Genomic DNA, 17,692 nt, shown 5'->3' with positions numbered 1-17,692 from the left:
GGCCGGCGCGGATGCGCCGGCCGATCCGGCCCGGTCGAGCCTGCCGGCGGCGCTCGGCGGCTTCGCGATCGACCTGTTTTTGGCGATCGCGGCCTTGCTGGCCTTTGCCCTGCTTGGCGGCGTGGCTTGGACTTTCGTCTTAGGCGTGCAGGGCGTTCCCGCCGACCGGGCGATGCCCGGACCCGGCGCGATGATCGCGCTCAGCCTGCTCGCCACCGGCCTGGCCGCGTTGCTGGTGTATGCCCTGCGCCGCCCCGCCAGTCGCGCCGAACGCCGCGCCTCGCTGCAGGCCTGGCGCAATCCCTGGACCTACAGCTGGGTCGCGGCGACGGTGATCGCCTGCGTCGGTTTCAGCGCACTAGTGGGCTTGGCCGCACAGTCGTTGCAGATCGAGATGCAGCCCAGCAACGCCGTGCTCGGCGAGGCGATCCGCCGCCATCCCTGGCTGCTGCTGCTGTTCGCCGCGCTGGTCGCGCCGGCCTACGAAGAGTTGCTGTTCCGGCGCGTGCTGTTCGGCCGATTGTGGGCCGCCGGCCGGCCCGGCCTCGGCCTGGCGCTGAGCTCGTTCGCCTTCGCCCTGGTCCACGAACCGCCCGGTCTGGGCGCCAGCCACGGCCTGGGCATGCTGTTGCTGTGGGCCGTGTATGCCTTTATGGGCGCCGCTTTCGCTTGGGTTTACCGGCAAACCGGCAGCCTGTGGGCCGCCTACGCCGCGCACGCGCTCAACAACCTGATTGCCGGTGCGGCCCTGCTGACGGCCGGCGGCTGATCCAACCCGCCGTTGACGATCGGTTAATCCGGGCAGGGCTACAAAAGTCCATCGCTTAGGGGAATCTTCGATGAAACGCATCCTGCTCGGTCTGTCGATCGCCGCCGTCGTCGCTGCCTGCGCCACCACGACTTCGCCGACCGGCCGCACTCAGCGCATCGGCGCGGTGTCGCAGGAGCAGCTCGATCAGATGGGCGCCAAGGCCTTCGCCGACGCCAAGAGCAAGCAACGCCTGAGCGGCGATGCGCGCCGGAACGCTTATGTGCGCTGCGTGGTCAATTCGATCACCCAGCAATTGCCGCAGGGCTGGCAGGCGAACTGGGACGTGGCCCTGTTCGCCGACGACTCGCCCAACGCCTTCGCCCTGCCGGGCGGCAAAGTCGGCGTGAATACCGGCATTTTCGCCGTCGCGCGCAATCAGGATCAGCTCGCTGCGGTGATCGCGCACGAGATCGGCCACGTGGTCTCGCGCCATCACGACGAACGCATCACCCGGCAGATGAGCGCGCAGATCGGCCTGGGCGTGCTCGGCAGCCTGGTCGGCGCGCGCTACGGCGAAGGCATGGCCAGCACCGCCAACCAGCTCGGCGGCGCGGCCTTGCAGACCGCGTTCCTGCTGCCCGGCTCGCGCACCCAGGAAACCGAGGCCGACGTGGTCGGCCAGCGGCTGATGGCGCAGGCCGGCTACGACCCGCGGCAAGCGGTGAACCTGTGGCAGAACATGATCGCGGCGAGTACCTCGCGCCCGCCGCAATGGCTGTCGACCCACCCCGATCCGCAATCGCGCATCCACGAATTGGGTGCACGCGCGGGCGCCCTGGTGCCGACCTACGAGCAGGCCCGCGCGGCCGGCCGTACGCCCAAGTGTGGTTGATAAGTATTCGTTATTGACGATTTTTGGCGGCTGCAACCTGTATCGCGCCGGCCCAAGTTTCTGATAGCTTGGCGGCCCCTTGGCCTTGCGCCGTTCCTCCGCGAGGCCCCGGGCCAGCGGCCGCTCAGCCCTTCGAGGTGTGTCATGAACAAGCAAATCAGTCGCCGCAACAGCCTGCTCGCCGCCGCCATCGGCGCGGTGCTCGTGTTCGGCGCCGTGTCTCAGGTCAACGCCCAGACCGCCTCCGAGCGCAGCGCCCAGCGCCGCGCCGCCAAGGACAACGAACGCAAGAGCGGCGCCTCGCAGGCCAAGGTCGAGAACGCCTACCCGAACGCGACCCGCACCCCGCCGGAAGCCAAGGCGTCCTCCAAGGGCGGCGCCAAGCTGCAGAAGATGATGGACTTCTACGACAAGGAGAAGTCCGCCGAAGCGCGCGCCGCGGCCGACGAAATCCTCGCCAACACCGCGCTCAACGCCTACGAGCGTTCCTTCGCCGCGCAGATCGGCGCGCAGTTGGCCTACGACGCCGACGACAGCAAGGCCGCGATCGCTTACCTCAAGCAAGCCATCGAGCTCAATGGCCTGGACAACAACGGCCATTTCAATTCGATGTTCATGATGGCGCAGCTGCAGCTGCAGGAAGACCAGTACGCCGATTCGCTGGCGACGATGGATCGCTTCCTCGCCGAGACCAAGAGCACCAAGCCCGAGCACCTGATCGTCAAGGGCAATGCGCTGTACCGCATGGACCGCTTCGCCGACGCGGCCAAGGTCATCAAGCAGGCCATCGACGGCTCGCCGGAGCCCAAGGGCGAATGGCAGCAGCTGCTGATGGCCAGCTACATGGAAAACAACCAGGGCGCCGAAGCGGCGAAGATCGCCGAAGCGCTCGCGGCCAAGAACCCGGGCGACAAGCGCGCGCAGATGAACGTCGCCGCGGTCTACTCGCAGGCCGACCAGCTCGACAAGGCCGCCGCCGTGCTCGAGAAGCTGCGCGCCGCCGGTCAGTTCACCGAAGACAAGGATTACCGCCAGCTCTACGCGACCTACCTGAACCTCGACGGCAAGGAGAAGGAAGCGGCGACGGTGATCAACGAGGGCCTGGAAAAGGGCATCCTCAAGCCGGACTACCAGGCCTACGTGGCCCTGGCCCAGTCCTACTACTTCTCCGACCAGCAGGGGAAGTCGATCGATGCATACAAGAAAGCGGCTCCGCTCGCACCGGACGGTGAGACGTACCTGAATCTCGCCCGCGTGCTGTGGCAGGAAGACCGCATTCCCGAGGCCAAGGAAGCCGCCAAGCAGGCGATCGCCAAGGGCGTGAAGAAGCCCGACGACGCCAACAAGATTCTCGCGCTGAAAAGCAAATAATTTGGCGAAGAGATGACCATCCGCGCTTGGAACCTGTGACGCGGTTTGGTATATGCTAGGAGGTTCCCGCGACTGGAAACGGTTGCAGGAACCGAACGATGGCCCGCGGCGCCCAGGCGTCCGGAAACACCTCCCGAGCTGACGGCATGACGCAAGACCTCGAACTCCAAGTTAGGAATGATGACGACCGCGAAGGATTGAACTGGGCACGCATTGCCGGTATCACCTGCGCGATCGCCGTGCATGCCGCGGCGCTCCTGTTGTTGCTGGCCCCAATGACGCCGCCTGCCCAACAGCAGGAGGAAGAGCAGGTGACGATGGTGAACATCATCAAGCCGCCGCCGCCGCCCCCGCCGCCGCCGCCGCCGCCGCCGGAGCCGCCGAAGGAGATCAAGCAGCCTCCGAAGGAGCTGTCTCCGCCGCGCCCGACCCCGACGCCTCCGCCGCCGGACCAGCCGCCGGTCGAGAATCTGGACCCGAGCCCGATCGATCCGCCCGCGCCGCCGCCGGCTCCGCCCGCGCCGCCGCAGGTCGCCAGCGACATCGGCTCCAGCGTCGACCCGTCTTCGCGCCGGTTGAACCCGCCGAAGTACCCGCCGACCGAAGCCCGTCAGGGCGTGGGCGGCACCGTAGTCCTCGTGATCAGCATCGACGCCCAGGGCAACGTGCTGGACGTGCAGGTCGAAAAGTCCAGCCGTAACCGCAATCTGGACCGCGCAGCCATGGATGCCGCCCGCAAGTGGCGCTTCAACCCCGAAGTGCGCAACGGTCAACCGGTCGCCAGCCGCGTCCGCGTACCCGTGGATTTCGTCCCGCCGAACTGATCGGGTTCGGTTGGACAGCTAGTTGTTTCGACAGCTAGTCGTTGCGTTAGTTCCATGTAAAACCTTTCTTCCTTTCCACGACATTCAAAGGTAAGCGTCATGCTGCAGCAAACCACTACCGCCGCCGCCGGAGGCTCCAACGCTGAAGCGCTCCAGCAGATGAGCTTTTCGCATCTGTTGCAGAACTTCGACCTCGTCGGCTGGATCGTGTTCATCACGCTCACGCTGATGTCGGTTCTGTCGGTCTACTGGATCGTCATCAACTTCGTTAAGAATCTGCGCCTGCGCGGTTCGTCGGACCGCGTCGTCAGCACGTTCTGGGAAACCCCGAACGCCCAGGACGCGATCCGTTACATGGAAGAGCAGCCGCGCAGCGAGCCGTTCTCCAAGATCGCCCTCGACGCCGCCCAGGCCGCCGCTCACCACCAGCGCCACGAAGGCTCGCGCCTGGTCGAGTCGCTGAACCGCTCGGAGTTCGTCGACCGCGCCCTGCGCCAGGCCGTCACCCGCGAGAGCTCGCGCCTGGAAGCCGGCCTGACCGTGCTCGCCACCGTCGGCTCGACCGCTCCGTTCGTCGGTCTGCTCGGCACCGTGTGGGGCATCTACCACGCCCTGCTGCGCCTGGGCGCCTCGGGCGAGTCCTCGATCCAGGCCGTGGCCGGCCCGGTGGGTGAAGCGCTGATCATGACCGCGATCGGTCTGTTCGTCGCGATCCCGGCCGTGCTCGCCTACAACTTCTTCGTCCGCCTGAACCGTGTCACGAACAACAAGTTCGACACCTTCGCGCACGACCTGCACGACTTCTTCGCCACCGGCTCGCGCGTCGGCGAAGTGGCCGGCAAGCGCTAATAGCACCACCTAGCCTTCTCAATAGCGTAGTTGGAGTTCGGACATGGCCTTTAGTGCAGGCAACGACAGCGGCGGCCCGATGGCCACCATCAACGTCACGCCCCTGGTGGACGTGATGCTGGTGCTGCTGATCATCTTCATGATCACCGCACCGCTGATGACCCATAAGGTCGAGATCAAACTGCCCGAAGCCACTCTCGCCAAGCCTGAGGAGGCGCCGAAGACGCCGCCGATCACCCTGGCCATCCAGGAGAGCGGCGCGATCTACTGGAACGACGAGCCCGTCACCATGGATCAGCTGGAAAGCCGTCTTTCGGTCGAAGCGCAGAAGACCCCGCAGCCGCAGATCAACGTCCGCGGCGACCGCACCGCCAAGTACCGCATCGTCAACAGCGTGGTCACGGTGGCGCAGAAGCAGGGCATGCGCAAAGTCGGCTTCGTCGCGATCAAAGAACGTTAATCGGAGACAAGAGACATGGCTTTCAGCAACAACTCCGATAGCGGTGCGATCTCCGACATCAACGTCACTCCGCTGGTCGACGTGCTGTTGGTGCTGCTGATCATCTTCATGGTCACGGCCCCGACGGTGTCCTACCCGATCGACGTCAACCTGCCGCAACCGACGTTGAACCCGCCGCCCCAGACGCAGGAGCCGCCGCCGCCGATCTCGCTGCGGATCGACGCGACCGGGACGGTGTTCTGGAACAACAACCCCACGCCGCTGCAGGCGATCCCGGGGATGATGAAGGAAACGGTTCAACGCGATCCCACCAATCAACCTCTGCTAGAAATCGACACCAACGACGATGCCGAATACGGCATCCTCGCCAAGGTGCTGGCTTACGCCAAAAACGCAGACATGAAAAAGATCGGTTTCGTCCAGAAGTAAGCTCTACGCCGAAACCGACGCTTACCGTCGTGAAACGCCGCCCGCTTGGGCGGCGTTTTTTTTTGCCCGCGACACTCGCGATCGGCGCCGCGCAGCCGATCCGCGGGATCGGGGCGGAGACCGGCTCGGTGCGTTCGGCCGCCAGGACTCGGCCCGGTACGGCCGCATGCGCCGTCGCCGCGTGGCCGCCATGGCAATGAGCCGGGCCGGTCGTGCATCCCGGCGACGAAACGAATGAGACTCGCTTGCGTTATTTACTGTGACCGGATTAACGTAAATCCGGGCAGCCCGCCCCAGGATGGAGGTGCACATGGCCGGTTCCAGGTTCTCCGCTCCCGCTTACGCCGGCAACGCGCCGGTGGCCGAAATCAACGTCACGCCCCTGGTCGACGTGATGCTGGTCCTGCTGATCATCTTCATGGTCACCGCGCCGGCGCTGACCGGAAAAATCGACCTCGGCCTGCCGTTCGCCAATACGACCGAGGCCGAACCACCGCCGAAGGCCAGCTTGATGGTGCGCCAGGACGGCGGCTTCGAGCTCGACGGCCGCAGCCTGGCGAGCGGCGAACTACGCGCGGCCTTGCAGGCGCTGGCGCGCAGCGCGCCGGACACGGTGCTGGAAATCGGCGCCAACGCCGATGCCGACTACCAGGGCTTCGCCCACGCTTTGTCGGCCGCGCAGGACAGCGGGATTCAGAACATCTCCACTGCGTCGCGCTGAGTCCGACACCAGAAAGACGCGACGGCCGCCATCGCGCGGCCGTCGTCGTCCGCCGTATCTCGTGTAGGAGCGGCGTCCCACGGGATTTCCTCCGGTCATGGGCCGCGACAACCGAAGCGAAGAAATACCACGTCGCCTGCCGAAGCCCGGTCGGTCGGCGGTTGGATAAAAACGCTCGTATGCCTGGGCTTCGGCTGCGACGCTCGCGTACGCCGCTGCGGCGGGTCGCGGCTGACGCCGCTCCTACAGGCAAGCGTTCATCCGGCTTCGCCGATCACCCGCAGATAAGCGCGCACCGTCGCGTCGAGGCCTTGGTACAGGGCCTCGCCGATCAGGGCGTGGCCGATCGACACTTCGAGCACGTTCGGCACGCCGCGCAGGAAGGCGCCGAGATTGGCCTGGCTGAGGTCGTGACCGGCGTTGACGCCGAGCCCGGCGGCCTGGGCGCGGCGCGCGGCCGCGGCGAAGGCGGCGACCGCGCTGTCGCTGCGGCCTTGGGCGTGGGCTTCGGCGTAGGGCCCGGTGTACAGCTCGACCCGGTCGGCGCCGAGCGCGGCGGCCAGCTCGATGCCGGCGCGATCGGCATCGGCGAACACGCTGACCCGGCAACCCAGCGCGCGCAGCTCGGCGACGCGCGGGCGCAGGGTTTCGGCGTCGCGGATGAAATCGAAGCCGTGGTCGGAGGTGAGCTGGTCGTCGCCGTCCGGGACCAGGGTCGCTTGCGCCGGGCGAGTGCGCTGGCACAGCTCGAGCAGGCCCGGGTAGCCGTCGCGCGGCGGCGCGAAGGGATTGCCTTCGATATTGAATTCCACGCCGCGCTCGCGGGTCAGCTCGGCCAGCGCGTATACGTCGTCGGCGCGGATATGGCGGGCGTCGGGGCGCGGATGCACGGTGATGCCGTGGGCGCCGGCCTCCAGGCAGGCGCGCGCCGCGCGCACGACATCGGGTTCGGCGCCGCCGCGCGAGTTGCGCAGCACGGCGATCTTGTTGACGTTGACGCTGAGCACGGTCATGCGCACAGCCTAACCCGCCGCGTGCGTCGCGGCGAGCGGCGCACGCGGCGGGTCCAATGCGGCGGGATGCGCAGGGCCGACCCGGCGCGCAGGGAAAGCGACGACCGCGGTCGCGGCCGGACTCAACGCGGCGCGTTGTCCGCCTGCGACGCCGCCGCGGCGAGCTTGCGCGCTTCGGCCTGCTCGCGCAGACGGCGAAGCTCGACCGGGTCGATGATCACCGACACGTCGCGGCTGGTGCTGTCCAGGCGCCGCGCCAGCAGGCTCATCACGCCCGCGATCAGCAGGCCGAGCGCGGCCAGCAGGCTCAGTGCGAGGATCGCCGGCGAGTTGGTCTTCAGCGCCAGCACGAAGGCGGCGGCGGCCAGCAGCAGATAAACCCAAGGCATTGCGCGTACTCCCTGACGTAGGCTCCGACTCCGGACCGGCGCGGCGGTCCGGCCGCCCGGTACCGGCCTGGGCGGCCGGGCGGGTCCGATTCGAGTTTAGCGCGGCTCGGCGACCGCAACAGCCGGTGCGCGCCGCGGATGCGACCGGCGGCACAACCGGCTAGAGCAACGGCGAAACCAGCCGCGCCAGGGCCTCCGGCAGGCGGGCGCGCCACAGCGAGCGGTTGCGGTCGGGGCGCACCCGCGGCGCCCGCGAGCATTCGTCCTGGATCAGCGCCGCCAGCTCGCCGGCCACGCCGGCGTCGTAGAACATCACCGAAATCTCGAAGTTCAGGCGGAAGCTGCGATGGTCGAAATTGGCGCTGCCGATGATCGCCATCTTGTCGTCGCACAGCAGCGCCTTGGTGTGCAGCATGCGCGGGCCGTACTCGTGGATCTTGACCCCGGCCTCGAGCAGTTCGTCGAAGTAGGAACGCGCCGCATAGGTGACCAGGCGGCTGTCGCTGAGCTTGGGCACCAGCAGGCGCACGTCCAGTCCGCCCAGCGCGGCCGAGGTCAGCGCCATGCGCGCGGCCTCGCTCGGGACGAAGTACGGCGTGACCAGCCAGACCCGGCGCTGGGCGGCGTGGATCGCGCCGACGTGCACGCGGTGGATCGCCTCCCAGGGCGAATCCGGCCCGGAGCTGACTACCTGCGAAGCGACGCGTCCGGGCTGCGGCGGCGGATGCTGGATCTTCAGCGGCGGTTGGCCGGTGGCGTAGCACCAGTCCTCGGTGAAGACCAGATCGAGCTCGCGCACCACATCGCCTTCCAGGCGCAGATGCAGGTCGCGGTAGGCGTCCTCGCGCAGGCGCTCGTCTTCCTCGTCGGTGATGTTGATCCCGCCGGTGTAGCCGACCAGGCCGTCGATGACCACGATCTTGCGATGGGTGCGCAAGTTCAGCCACGGCCGCCGCCAGAACCAGCGCAGCCTCATCGGATGGAACCAGGCCACTTCCGCGCCGGCCTCGAGCAGGGGCCGGATGAAGCGCCGCGAGGTCTGGCCGGAGCCGACCGCGTCCATCAGCAGGCGCACCTTGACCCCGGCCCGGGCGCGCTCGATCAGGGCATCGCGCAGCGCGGTGCCGGTGCGGTCGGGCAGATAGATGTAGTACTCCAGATGGATGTGGTCGCGCGCCTGGGCGATGTCGGCCAGCAGCGCGGCGTACTTGGCGCCGCCGTCGATCAGCAGGCGCGCCTGGGTCGCCGTGGTCGGCGGCAGTCCGGTGGTGGCCTGGCCGAGCTTGGCCAGTTCGATCGCTTCCGGCGACGGCGTCAGCCCCGGCGGCGGCGCGGGCAGCGAGGCGCGGGCGCGCACCCGGCGCAGGCGCTGGCGATGGATGCGCAGCGGGCCGAAGAAGTAATAGATCAGGAAGCCGATGTAGGGCAGCACGGCCAGGCTGATCAGCCAGCTGATCGTCGCCACCGGCTCGCGCTTCTGCAGCACGATCCACAGGCTCAGCCAGACCAGGTACACGGCCCAGCCGATGGTCAGGTACAGGCCGAGGCGGGGAATGGCGAGCAGGTCTTGCCAAAGATCGGGCAGCAGGTCCAGCACGTTGGGCGACTCCATTGCTGAGCGGCGCCGCCGGTGCGGCCGCGCGCGGCCTAGGCTAGCCCGCCGGCCCGGGCCGGCATAGTCCGCCGGCCGGGCGTTTAGCGGCCGCGGCGACTGCGCGGGCCGGCAAAGACCGCGCTGGCGGCGCCGAGTTAGGATGCGGCCACGCCCGCCAGACCACAGGAAGGTCCCGCATGTTCCGCCGGCATCTCGTCGCCATCGCCCTGCTCTTCCCGCTCTCCTCGCCGGCATCGGCCGACACCGCACCGCGCAGCGTCGACGTGTCGGCGTCGGCCGAGATCAAGGTCGTGCCGGACGTGATCCTGCTCGACGTCGGCGTCGAAACGCGCCATGCCCAGCTCGACCAGGCCAAGCGCAGCAACGACGACAACGTCGCCCAGGCGCTGGCCTTCCTCAAGCGCAGCGGGGTGCCCGACAAGGACGTGCAGACCGACTTCATCAGCATCGAGCCCAGCTACCACGCCGACTATTCGCTGACCCGACCGCAGATCTACATCGTGCGCAAGAGCATCGGCATCAAGCTGAGCCGCATCGGCGATCTGGAGAAGGTGCTGACCGGCCTGTTGTCGAGCGGTGTGCAGTACATCCACGGCATCGAGTTCCGCACCACCGAACTGCGCAAGCACCGCGACGCGGCGCGCGCGCTGGCGGTGCAGGCGGCGAAGCAGAAGGCCGATGCCTTGGCCGCCGAACTCGGGGTGCGGCGCGGGCCGGTGCTGAACGTATCGGAGTCGTACGCCGGCGGCTGGTGGCGCAGCGGCAGCCGCTGGGGCGGCGGCATGAGCGGCGGTCAGATGATGCAGAACGTGATGCAGAACAGCGCCGGCGGCGGCGAGTCGGCCGACGGCGAGACCCTGTCGGTGGGCCAGATCAGCGTCAGCGCCTCGGTCAGCACCCGCTTCGCGATCGAATAGCGGCTGCGCCGAGCCGGGCTCGGACCCGGGCATTCGGCCGGCGCCGGGCGCCGGCCGAGCGCATTCAGCCTGTCGGCGCGGCGCCGCCGGAACCCAGCGATCCGGTGGCGTCGCGGATTCTGCGACGCAGGCGGCGTAGGCTGCGCGGATGGACTCGGCGCGCAAAACCCTGACCAATCTGCAACCGGCGGCGATCAAGGGCCGCGGTTCGGCGTCCTACCTGGCCGGCCGCTACGAGGTGCGCACCGCCCACGGCGAGGACGACGGCTGGGGCTCGCTGTACGCGGACGCCGAAACCGAGTCGCGCCCGGACACCCGGGTCAGCGAGGAAACCGCGCGCAGCATCATCAGCCGCAACGATTCGCCCGACATCGCCTTCGGCCAGTCGCTCAATCCTTATCGCGGTTGCGAACACGGCTGCGTCTATTGCTTCGCCCGGCCCTCGCACGCCTACCTGGAACTGTCGCCGGGGCTGGACTTCGAAACCCGGCTGTTCGCCAAGGTCAACGCCGCCGAACGGCTGCAGACCGAACTCGCCCGCCCCGGCTACGTCTGCTCGCCGATCGCGCTGGGCATCAACACCGACTCCTATCAGCCGATCGAGCGCCGCTACCGGATCACCCGCGGCGTGATCGAAGTGCTCGACGCCTGCTCGCATCCCTTCAGCCTGCTGACCAAGAACGCCTCGGTGGTGCGCGATATCGAGGTGCTGGCGTCGATGGCGCAGCGCCGGCTGGTGTCGGTGTATTTCTCGGTGACCACGCTCGACAACCAGTTGTCGGCGCGGATGGAGCCGCGCGCCTCGGCGCCGCACGCGCGGCTCAAGGCCATGCGCGCCCTGGCCGAGGCCGGGGTGCCGGTCGGGGTGATGGTCGCGCCGGTGATTCCGATGATCAACGACGGCGAGATCGAACGCATTCTCGATGCCGCCCACGCGGCCGGCGCGCGCGCCGCCGGCTACGTGCTGCTGCGCCTGCCGCACGAACTCAAGCAGGTCTGGCGCGACTGGCTGCAGCTGCACTACCCCGATCGCGCCGCGCATGCGATGAGCCTGATCCAGCAGATGCGCGGCGGCAAGGACTACGACTCGGCCTTCGGCAAGCGCCAGCGCGGCGAGGGACCGTTCGCGCAACTGATCGCACAGCGCTTCCGCAAAGCCTGGCGCCAGTACGGCTTCGGCCGCCTGCCGGCGCTGGACACCGGCGCCTTCGTGCCGCCGCGCAAGCCGACGCCGCAGCTGGATCTGTTCTAGGGCCGCGACAGGCCGCGATCGGGCTGCGGCCGGGATCAGGGCGCGTCGGCGCAGATCGGGCCGACCGGGGGCGCGGCCTGCGCCTCCGCGGCGGGCTCGTGCGCCGAAGCATCGCCGAGCAGGACGTACGACAGCCCGGCGATCGCCGCGGTCAGCGCGGCCAGGGCATACATCAGCCAGGCGAACGCGCGCTCGTAGCCCTGGCGCAGCGCGACCGCGTCCACTCCCGGCAGCAGCGCCTGCGCGCGCGCCGCGTCGCCGGTGGCCAGGCGTTGCGCCGCTTCGCCCAGCGCCGCGCCGGCGCCGGGCGCGAGCGCCTGCAACCGCCACTGCAGCAGACCGGCCAGGGCCGCGGCGACCACCGCGATGGCGATGCCTTCGCCCGACACCCGGCTGGCGCCGAACACGCCGGCGGCCATGCCGGCGCGTTCTTTCGCCACCACGCTGATCGCCAGGCCGTCCATCAGGCCCCATGGAATCGCCGAACCGGCGCCGATCAACAGCAGCGGCGCGACCCAGTCCGCGCCGCTGCCGTGGCCGGCGATCGCGCCCAGCCAGACCAGCCCGGCCGCGGCCGACAACAGGCCGGCCGCGCACAGCACGCCGGCGGCGATGCGATGGCTGAGCAGCGCCGCCGCGAACGGCACCAGCAGCATCGGCGCCGACAGCGCCATCATCAGCGCGCCGGCCTCGATCGCGCTGTAGCCGTGCAGGCCGATCAGCCGCATCGGCAGCACGATGATCAGGGCCAGATAGGCGAAGCCGGTGCCGATCGGCAGCAATTGCGCGCCGACGAAACGCGGCAGGCGGAACAGGCTGAGGTCGAGCATCGGCCGCGCCGCGCGGGTTTCCACCCGCACGAACAGCGCCAGCAGCAGGCCCGCCCCGCCCAGGGCCGCAAGCACCCAGGGATCGGACCAGCCGCGTTCCGGCGCCAGCAGCACGCCGACGGTGAGCGCGGCCAGCAGCGCGGTGGAACTGAGGCAGCCCGGCCAGTCCAGCCCGCGCGCGTCGGGATCGCGCGACTCGCGCATGCGCGGCACGCCGAACGCGCTGGCCAGCACCGCGATCACGAGACTGGACAGGAACACCGCGCGCCAGCCCTGGCTTTGCACCAGCCAACCGGCGAGGCTGGGACCGAACGCCAGGCCGATGCCGAACGCGGTGCCGAGCAGGCTGAAGGCGCGGATCCGCGCCGGGCCGTGGAACTCCTGCGACAGCGCGGCATTGCCGCCGGCCAGGGCCAGCGCCGCGGCCACGCCCTGCAGCAGACGCAGCAGGTTCAGCGCCAGCAGGTTCGGCGCCAGCGCCAATAGCAGCGACACCAGGGCGTAGGCGACGATGCCGGTGGCGAACACCCGCTTGCGGCCGTAGCGGTCGGCCAGGGTGCCCGCGGCCATCAGGCAACTGCCGAAGGCGAGCATGAAGGCATTGGTGATCCAGTTCAGCGCCACCGGGCTGCCGCCGAGTTCGGCGGCGATGGCGGGAATGGCGACCGGCGGGCCGGTGAAACTCAGCGGCAGGACCAGGCCGGCGAGGCTGACGGCGCCCAGGACCAGATAGCGATCCAGGCGTCCGGCCGGGCGGTCGGCGGAAACGGAAGCGGAAGCGGACATGAGGCGGGGCCGAGCGGGGCGTTACAGCCTAGAAGCGCCGTAATACTGGAAAAACAGGCGGCCGATCCGCACTTTGTGGAACAATTTTCCGCAATCGATCGCTCAGGATTCCCGCCATGGACAAACTCGGCAGCCTGCTCGCCTTCGTGCGCACCGCCCAGACCCGCAGCTTCGTCGGCGCCGGGCGTCTGCTCGGTCTGTCGTCTTCGGCGGTCGGCAAGAGCGTGGCCAAGCTCGAACAGCAGCTCGGCGTGCGCCTGCTCCAGCGCAACACCCGTAACGTGCGCCTGACCGAAGAGGGCCAGGCCTTCTACGAACGCTGCCGGCCGCTGCTGGACGAGCTGGAAGAAGCCGAGGCGATGCTGACCCATGCCATGCAGGCGCCGCGCGGGCGCCTGCGCATCGGCCTGCCGACCGCCGGCTACCGGTTCCTGATGCCGGTGCTGGAAGCGTTCCGCCGCCAGCATCCCGAGGTGCTGCTGGAGCTGGACTTCAACGACCAACTGGTCGACGTGGTCGAGGGCGGCTTCGATGCGGTGATCCGCAGCGGCGACATGCCCGACTCGCGGCTGCGCGCGCGCCGGTTGGGGCCGTTCTGCTTCATGCTCTGCGCCGCGCCCGACTACCTGCGGCGCCGCGGCGAACCGCGCCGGCCGGTCGAGCTGGAAGCGCACGACTGCATCCACTATCGCTTCGCCAGCAGCGGCAAGATCCAGGAGTGGTCGTTGCGCCTGGAGCCCGGCGAGTCGCCGCCGCACCTGCCCTCGGCGCTGGTGTGCAACAACATCGAGGCGGCGGTATCGGCGGCGGTGCACGGGCTGGGCATCGTCTACACCACCGATTTCATGGTCCGCGAACTGCTCGCCGACGGCCGCCTGCGCCGGGTGCTGCCGGGCTTCGAAGCCCAACGCGGGCAGTTCTGGGCCTTGTGGCCGGAGCATCGGCTGATGTCGCCGAAACTGCGGGTGTTCCTGGATTTCATCGGCGAGCGGCTGTTCCGCCATCCGCCGGTGGCCTGAGCCGCTCGGCTGGCGCCGGGCGCCGCGGCCGGACGACAATGCCGCACGCCGCGGGCCGGATCGTCGCCCGCGCAGGAAGCGGCGGCTGCGATCGCGCGCCGCCATCGGATTCATCGCATCGAAAGGATTTCGCATGCTTCGTCTGTCTGCGTTCCGTAGCTGTCCGTTCCGTCTGTACTCGTTGCGTTGGTGCTCGGCCGCCGTGCTGAGCCTGGCCCTGTCCGGCGCGGCGACCGCCGCCACCGCGCCCGGTTTCGATTGCCGGCAAGCGCGCAGCGCGGTCGAGCGGCGCATCTGCGCCAGCGCCGAGCTGTCGCAGCGCGATGCCGAGCTCGATCGCCTGTACCGGCAGATCCAGGCCGAAACCGCCGGCGTCGACGGCGCCAGCGGCCGCCGCATCGACCCGCTCGCGGCCGGCCAGGCCGCCTGGCTCGCCGAGCGCGATGCCTGCGCCGACGAAGCCTGCCTGGCGCGCGCCTACGACCGGCGCATCGCCGCGCTGCGTCGCGACTGGGCGCAGGCGCTGGAGGCGCCGGCCACGTCTGCGACGACCGTGTCCGCGCCGGCCGCATCGGCGTCCGCCTACCGCTACGAACGCCACGGCGATTTCGAGGCGTTCTTCGCCGACTTCCGCCGCGCGGTCGCCGCCGACGATCGCGCCGCGGTCGCGCGCATGAGCGCCCGGCCGTTCGCCGACTACGCCACCGGCCTGAGCTGCGTGAACGTCGAGGACGGCTGCTCGGCGCAGGAGCTGCGCGCCAGCCGCAGCAGCCTCACCGCGGACGAATTCCGCGCCAAGTACGAACGGGTGGTGTCGCCGGCGGTGCGCAAGGCGCTGCGCGAACGGCGCATCCGCGCCTACGACCCGGCCGTCGACGAGGTCCGCGCCGAGAACGGCGAAGTCGAGGCGGTCGGTCCGATCGCGCCGGGCGAGTACCTGCTCGAGAACGAGGACCACTTCGAGGAGCGGGTGTTCCGCAAGATCGACGGCGCCTACAAGCTCGCGCGGGTGCCGTTCTATCCCTGAGCGACAGCCCGGACGCGACGATCTCGAACCGGACTTGCAACGGCCGGACAAGAAAAAACCCCCGTCCTCATGGACGGGGGCGCAAAGACAGCCAATCAGCGCGTTGACACGGGTAGATCTCAGCTCTTGCAGCTCAGGCCCTTGGAGCCTTCCGGCAGCGGCACGGCCACCGCTTCCCAGGCGCAGGCCACGGTCTTGACCGCGCTGGCCTTGAGCAGGCCCTTGTCGACCAGGTCCTGGGCGGCGTTCTGGGTCGCTTCGCGCGCCTGCGGGTAGCTGGACTGCGAGGTCAGGTACAAGGTGTTGGCGCGGTACCAGATCTGCCCGGCGGTGTTCGGCGTCAGGCCCTTCAGGCCGGTGGCGCCGTTGCAGACCAGGTCGGCCGGCAGCAGGGTCTTGCGGTGCGACTTGGGCACCTTCTGGCCTTCGGCGAGCAGGTAGAAGAAATGATTGCCGACGCCGGAGGTGTAGTGCGGGTCTTCCCCGGTGAAGCCGCCGGCCGGATAGCAGTCGAACGAACCGCTGCCGTCCTCGGCCACGTCGAGGCTGGGCTTGAACATGTAGCGCAGCGGCTTGCCGTCCAGCATCACGTTCTCGCCGATCAGGTAGTCCGGCGGATCCTTCGGGCTGTTGTCGAAGAACTCGACCAGGGTGCCGTGGATGTCGGACGTGGCTTCGTTGAGGCCGCCGGCATCGCCGGAATAGGCCAGGTTCGAGGTCGCCTGGGTCACCCCGTGCGACATCTCGTGGCCGGCCACGTCCAGCGCCACCACCGGGTTGGAGATGCCGTAGTCGCCGTTGCCGTAGACCATGCGCTTGGCTTCGCCGTCCCAGAACGCGTTGGTGCCGCCGGCGTCGATGAAATAGAAGATCGAGAAGGTGACGTTGACGAAGCTCTGCACGCCCTTGTCGTCGCCGAAGATGCCGACCCGATCGTAGAGCTTGTTGTAGTAGTCCCAGGTCTTGGACACGCCGTAGTGGGCCTCCACGCCGGTGCGCTCGATATTGGACATCTGCTCGTTGCCCCACAGATTGTCCTTGTCGAACATCGGCGGCGCGCTGAAGTCGCCGCCGCCGAAGTACAGGTCGACCACGGTGCCGCCGGTGTTGTGCAGGGTGCCGCCGCCGCGCTTGTCGTCGCGCAGCAGGAAGCCGGCGCCGCGGCCGCCGCTTTCCTCGGCGCCGACCTTGCTGGTCGAGATCGCGACCTTGCCGCGGGTGATGGTGTAGCCCTGCCCTTCGACCGACTCGGCGCTGTAGATGCGGCTGTCGCGGCCGAGCAGGCTGCCGTCGCCGGCGTCGACGTAGATCAGGTCGTGGACCGGGCGTTCGAATTTGTTCAGGCCGCGGAAGGTCACCTCATAGGCGAGGCGCGGCTGGTTGTCCTTGGCGAAGTACACCACGCGCGAACTCGGCGTCTGCATGAAGCGGCCGGCGAAATGCACGCCGGCGTCGGCGATGGCCTGGCCGGCGGACAGCTTCGGCGTCGGCGCGGCGCCGCCGCCGAGCTGCAGGTCGAGGCTGCGGCTGACCGAGCGCAGCAGGCCGTCCTTCATGTGCGCGACCAGGTCGCCGCCGATCACCGGCAAGCCCTGGTAACTGCGGTCGAAACGCACGTGCTGGCTGCCGTCGGTTTCGACCACCAAGTCGCGCGGGCGGTACTGCTCGGCGTCGACCGCATCACGGCTTGCCTGCATGCCGGCGGCGCCGGCTTGGCGGATTTTCTCGGCTTGCAGCAGGTCGCGCGCGCGCACCACCAACGGGTGCGTCTGCAGCCGATCGGCGGGCGTGGCGCCTGAGCGGGCAGGGGCCGCAGCGAAAGCGGAGAAAGCGCGCGGCGCCGTCGCGGCGGCTCCGGCATTCGCGATCTGCGCCGAATGCGCGGCGTTTCCGGCGCCGGCCAGACCGGGCGCGCGATCGCTGCCGTACTGCGTCGCCACCCAGGCGGTGGCGGTGGAACCGGTGATCGCCAACAGGATCGAGGCGGTCAAGATACGTTGCTTGCTGGACATGCAGTTTCTCCGAGTCGTAGACCAAATTAAGGAAAAGACCAGCCAATGCCCGTTGCGCGAACGCAAAAACACGGTCGCGCAATGGGGTCGTGCACGTAAGGCGAAGGTCTTGCATGCCGCGAACGGGGCGTCGCATGGCGGCGGCGCCCGTCTTGAGCCCCTCCCCATAGCTTCGAACGCGCGCCGGCTTCGCTCCCCTACCCGAGCGATGCCGAGTCGAAGCGAGGAATTCCCGAATTGGGATCGGCGTCAGAGTGCGGACGCGCGCGGCGATCGGATCGTTTCGACGGAAACGGCTACCGCCGCATGACGTGGATGCGCGAAGGCCAACGGCCTTCTGTAGGAGCGGCGTGAGCCGCGACCAACCGCAGCGGTGTACGTAAGCGTCGCCTACGAAGCCCAGGCCTTCGGCCGCATGGCGGTCGACGCCCCGGCTCCGAGCCGCGACCTGGCGTCGCAGCGCTCGGCCTGTTGCGGCTCATGACCGGAGCAATTGCCGTGGGCTGCCGCTGCCGCAGACGAGCCTTGCGCGGAT

17 protein-coding genes are annotated in these 17,692 nt (G+C 69.0%); 12 read left to right on the top strand and 5 right to left on the bottom strand.

Annotation, left to right across the window (positions count from 1 at the left end):
- Window positions 1-172: 172 nt before the first annotated feature.
- The 8 genes from AC3A57_RS16110 (at window position 173) to AC3A57_RS16075 (ending at window position 6,297) form a co-directional block, all read left to right on the top strand.
- A complete protein-coding gene (locus AC3A57_RS16110; RefSeq protein WP_487579840.1) occupies window positions 173-769 on the top strand; it encodes a CPBP family intramembrane glutamic endopeptidase in 597 nt (198 codons plus the stop codon).
- A gap of 70 nt (window positions 770-839) precedes the next feature.
- Window positions 840-1,643, top strand: coding sequence for a M48 family metallopeptidase (locus tag AC3A57_RS16105; RefSeq protein ID WP_487579839.1), 804 nt, complete (start codon window positions 840-842; stop codon window positions 1,641-1,643).
- 144 nt (window positions 1,644-1,787) lie between these two features.
- Window positions 1,788-3,014 (top strand): tetratricopeptide repeat protein, encoded by a 1,227-nt coding sequence (locus tag AC3A57_RS16100; protein WP_487579838.1) that lies wholly within the window; start codon window positions 1,788-1,790, stop codon window positions 3,012-3,014.
- 146 nt (window positions 3,015-3,160) lie between these two features.
- The gene (locus AC3A57_RS16095; RefSeq protein ID WP_336132925.1) at window positions 3,161-3,838 is read left to right on the top strand and encodes an energy transducer TonB; all 678 of its coding nucleotides are present in this window, start codon (window positions 3,161-3,163) and stop codon (window positions 3,836-3,838) included.
- Window positions 3,839-3,937: 99 nt separating this feature from the next.
- Entirely contained in the window at window positions 3,938-4,687 is a 750-nt protein-coding gene (locus AC3A57_RS16090; protein ID WP_064748119.1) for a MotA/TolQ/ExbB proton channel family protein, read from the top strand.
- A gap of 43 nt (window positions 4,688-4,730) precedes the next feature.
- Window positions 4,731-5,147, top strand: a complete 417-nt coding sequence (locus AC3A57_RS16085) for an ExbD/TolR family protein (RefSeq protein WP_487579837.1) — start codon at window positions 4,731-4,733, stop codon at window positions 5,145-5,147.
- Between the two features lie 15 nt (window positions 5,148-5,162).
- Window positions 5,163-5,576: an ExbD/TolR family protein gene (locus AC3A57_RS16080; protein WP_064748121.1), complete on the top strand. Its 414-nt coding sequence runs from the start codon at window positions 5,163-5,165 to the stop codon at window positions 5,574-5,576.
- Between the two features lie 310 nt (window positions 5,577-5,886).
- On the top strand, window positions 5,887-6,297 hold the full coding sequence (locus tag AC3A57_RS16075) for an ExbD/TolR family protein (protein WP_487579836.1): 411 nt from the start codon (window positions 5,887-5,889) through the stop codon (window positions 6,295-6,297).
- A 257-nt stretch (window positions 6,298-6,554) separates the two neighbouring features.
- Here AC3A57_RS16075 and AC3A57_RS16070 read toward each other — a convergent pair whose 3' ends face one another.
- From AC3A57_RS16070 to cls, 3 genes are all read right to left on the bottom strand, one after another.
- Window positions 6,555-7,310 (bottom strand): pyridoxine 5'-phosphate synthase, encoded by a 756-nt coding sequence (locus tag AC3A57_RS16070; protein ID WP_487579835.1) that lies wholly within the window; start codon window positions 7,308-7,310, stop codon window positions 6,555-6,557.
- Window positions 7,311-7,432: 122 nt separating this feature from the next.
- On the bottom strand, window positions 7,433-7,699 hold the full coding sequence (locus tag AC3A57_RS16065; protein ID WP_487579834.1) for a hypothetical protein: 267 nt from the start codon (window positions 7,697-7,699) through the stop codon (window positions 7,433-7,435).
- Between the two features lie 160 nt (window positions 7,700-7,859).
- Window positions 7,860-9,311 carry a cardiolipin synthase gene (gene cls, locus AC3A57_RS16060; RefSeq protein ID WP_487579833.1) on the bottom strand — a complete coding sequence of 484 codons (1,452 nt, stop codon included), beginning with the start codon at window positions 9,309-9,311 and terminating at the stop codon, window positions 7,860-7,862.
- A 179-nt stretch (window positions 9,312-9,490) separates the two neighbouring features.
- On the opposite strand from cls, the gene AC3A57_RS16055 reads away from it, so the two are divergent.
- On the top strand, window positions 9,491-10,231 hold the full coding sequence (locus AC3A57_RS16055; RefSeq protein WP_221670691.1) for an SIMPL domain-containing protein: 741 nt from the start codon (window positions 9,491-9,493) through the stop codon (window positions 10,229-10,231).
- A 148-nt stretch (window positions 10,232-10,379) separates the two neighbouring features.
- The gene (locus AC3A57_RS16050; protein ID WP_487579832.1) at window positions 10,380-11,483 is read left to right on the top strand and encodes a PA0069 family radical SAM protein; all 1,104 of its coding nucleotides are present in this window, start codon (window positions 10,380-10,382) and stop codon (window positions 11,481-11,483) included.
- 35 nt (window positions 11,484-11,518) lie between these two features.
- On the opposite strand, the gene AC3A57_RS16045 is transcribed toward AC3A57_RS16050, so the two are convergent.
- The gene (locus AC3A57_RS16045; protein WP_487579831.1) at window positions 11,519-13,099 is read right to left on the bottom strand and encodes an MFS transporter; all 1,581 of its coding nucleotides are present in this window, start codon (window positions 13,097-13,099) and stop codon (window positions 11,519-11,521) included.
- Window positions 13,100-13,215: 116 nt separating this feature from the next.
- Between AC3A57_RS16045 and AC3A57_RS16040 the strand changes: the two genes are divergently transcribed.
- On the top strand, window positions 13,216-14,118 hold the full coding sequence (locus AC3A57_RS16040) for a LysR family transcriptional regulator (RefSeq protein WP_487579830.1): 903 nt from the start codon (window positions 13,216-13,218) through the stop codon (window positions 14,116-14,118).
- Window positions 14,119-14,251: 133 nt separating this feature from the next.
- Window positions 14,252-15,145, top strand: a complete 894-nt coding sequence (locus AC3A57_RS16035; protein ID WP_487579829.1) for a lysozyme inhibitor LprI family protein — start codon at window positions 14,252-14,254, stop codon at window positions 15,143-15,145.
- 119 nt (window positions 15,146-15,264) lie between these two features.
- Here the strand turns inward: AC3A57_RS16035 and AC3A57_RS16030 are convergent, their stop codons facing one another.
- Window positions 15,265-17,157, bottom strand: a complete 1,893-nt coding sequence (locus tag AC3A57_RS16030; protein WP_487579828.1) for a M4 family metallopeptidase — start codon at window positions 17,155-17,157, stop codon at window positions 15,265-15,267.
- Window positions 17,158-17,692: the final 535 nt, after the last annotated feature.

Source organism: Lysobacter sp. Soil_C_15, assembly GCF_057657315.1.
The sequence above is the reverse complement of the archived record's forward strand: the minus strand, read 5'-3'. Positions and strand labels throughout refer to the sequence as shown.

Bases quoted from the DNA above. Each gene is read 5' to 3' on its own strand.
- AC3A57_RS16085 (WP_487579837.1), top strand. From the start codon at position 4,731: ATGGCCTTTAGTGCAGGCAACGACAGCGGCGGCCCGATGGCCACCATC.
- AC3A57_RS16105 (WP_487579839.1), top strand. From the start codon at position 840: ATGAAACGCATCCTGCTCGGTCTGTCGATCGCCGCCGTCGTCGCTGCC.
- AC3A57_RS16080 (WP_064748121.1), top strand. From the start codon at position 5,163: ATGGCTTTCAGCAACAACTCCGATAGCGGTGCGATCTCCGACATCAAC.
- AC3A57_RS16065 (WP_487579834.1), bottom strand. From the start codon at position 7,699: ATGCCTTGGGTTTATCTGCTGCTGGCCGCCGCCGCCTTCGTGCTGGCG.
- AC3A57_RS16095 (WP_336132925.1), top strand. From the start codon at position 3,161: ATGACGCAAGACCTCGAACTCCAAGTTAGGAATGATGACGACCGCGAA.
- AC3A57_RS16040 (WP_487579830.1), top strand. From the start codon at position 13,216: ATGGACAAACTCGGCAGCCTGCTCGCCTTCGTGCGCACCGCCCAGACC.
- AC3A57_RS16055 (WP_221670691.1), top strand. From the start codon at position 9,491: ATGTTCCGCCGGCATCTCGTCGCCATCGCCCTGCTCTTCCCGCTCTCC.
- AC3A57_RS16045 (WP_487579831.1), bottom strand. From the start codon at position 13,099: ATGTCCGCTTCCGCTTCCGTTTCCGCCGACCGCCCGGCCGGACGCCTG.
- AC3A57_RS16110 (WP_487579840.1), top strand. From the start codon at position 173: ATGCCCGGACCCGGCGCGATGATCGCGCTCAGCCTGCTCGCCACCGGC.
- AC3A57_RS16035 (WP_487579829.1), top strand. From the start codon at position 14,252: ATGCTTCGTCTGTCTGCGTTCCGTAGCTGTCCGTTCCGTCTGTACTCG.
- AC3A57_RS16100 (WP_487579838.1), top strand. From the start codon at position 1,788: ATGAACAAGCAAATCAGTCGCCGCAACAGCCTGCTCGCCGCCGCCATC.
- AC3A57_RS16075 (WP_487579836.1), top strand. From the start codon at position 5,887: ATGGCCGGTTCCAGGTTCTCCGCTCCCGCTTACGCCGGCAACGCGCCG.
- AC3A57_RS16070 (WP_487579835.1), bottom strand. From the start codon at position 7,310: ATGACCGTGCTCAGCGTCAACGTCAACAAGATCGCCGTGCTGCGCAAC.
- AC3A57_RS16090 (WP_064748119.1), top strand. From the start codon at position 3,938: ATGCTGCAGCAAACCACTACCGCCGCCGCCGGAGGCTCCAACGCTGAA.
- AC3A57_RS16030 (WP_487579828.1), bottom strand. From the start codon at position 17,157: ATGTCCAGCAAGCAACGTATCTTGACCGCCTCGATCCTGTTGGCGATC.
- cls (WP_487579833.1), bottom strand. From the start codon at position 9,311: ATGGAGTCGCCCAACGTGCTGGACCTGCTGCCCGATCTTTGGCAAGAC.
- AC3A57_RS16050 (WP_487579832.1), top strand. From the start codon at position 10,380: ATGGACTCGGCGCGCAAAACCCTGACCAATCTGCAACCGGCGGCGATC.